The 1,189-nt window shown below is 65.5% G+C and carries 1 pseudogene; it reads right to left on the reverse strand.

What is annotated here, in order from left to right:
* Nucleotides 1-935: 935 nt before the first annotated feature.
* Nucleotides 936-1,081: pseudogene (locus tag ADL12_RS58530) on the reverse strand (IS701 family transposase); the annotation flags it as partial.
* Between the last annotated feature and the right edge of the window lie 108 nt (nucleotides 1,082-1,189).

Here is a 1,189-nt window from a genome sequence, read left to right on the forward strand (position 1 = left end):
TCCGACGTCAACGCTGCATGTTGGCAGCGCCGCTCGTGCCCGATCCGAAAAGCGCTGCGCCGGAGAGTGACTAAACCTCGTCACCATCGAGGAGGACGGTGCGGGGACTGCGCGTGACGACGTCGGTCATGGATCGGGTTCCTTCTGGTCGCGGAATCGTGCCACTTCGTCCAAACGCCGGGCTTGCGGTTGCCCCAGCGGGTTGCGGTCTTTGGCCGCCCCGAAGGGGACCGCCGCCACCAGTCCGGCGTGAGGCCCACATACCGAGGATCATCGCCCCGAAGGGTGACCGCCACCGGGGGCGTCCTGGATGTCGAGCTGCTGGTATCCGGCGTTGCGATCCTCGGCCGGACCGAGGGGCGACCGTCATGCTGGTTGGCCAGCAAGGTCACTGTATTGAGGCTCTGCTGGAGGGTTACGGGGACGAAGGGGACTGGGCGAAGCGGCCGTTTCTCTTGGGCGCGACTTGCGTGTCGCGGTTTCAATCCGGTTGCGGAGCGCTCTACTTGGGTGGCTCGATTCCTCGTTGTGGGTGGTAGAGGCGACAACAACCGCCTCCCGGGGCAGGCTTGCCACGGACAGCCTGGCTGCCCTCGCGATGGTCCGATACAGCGGGTTCCCGGCCGTGCGGCTGAGCTTCCCCGGTTCTCGTACGCGAATCGCTGGACGGGACGGGTCTCGGGACCCAGGATCTCTCGGGGCTCCTCACGCTCTCGGCTTTCTGATCGGCCGAGAAGAGCCACACCTGCTTGATTGATCCGGTCGTCCTCACTCCTGGTATGGCTTGGTCAGGTTCGTAGTGGTGTGGGTATGTCGCGATGGCAGGTGGGGCAGGCGCCGGCCCAGGTGGCAAGGATGGTCTGCAGTTCCCGGACGACTTGGCAAGGCTCAGGTCTGCGCCGCGTCTTTTGGGCCTTGTGCCAGTCGTTGCAGGGGTAGTCATGCTCGATGCGTCGGCGCAGCTTGGCCAGCCGCACCAGAGTGGCCAGCGGCATTCCCGAGGGCAGGTTGGACAGCCAGAACTGCACCGGTTGCTCTCGTCGGCGGGCCATTCAGCCGGCAGCCACCGCTCGGGCAGTTCGGGATCGTTGCGGTTGCGTCCTGAGAAGTGGTGTACGGGTTCGACCTGATGTGGGGGTTTGCTCCGGCATCGGGATGGTGCCCGCATAGATGAACGGCCACCGGCTGA

This window comes from Streptomyces regalis (assembly GCF_001509475.1).
Lineage (GTDB): Bacteria > Actinomycetota > Actinomycetes > Streptomycetales > Streptomycetaceae > Streptomyces > Streptomyces regalis.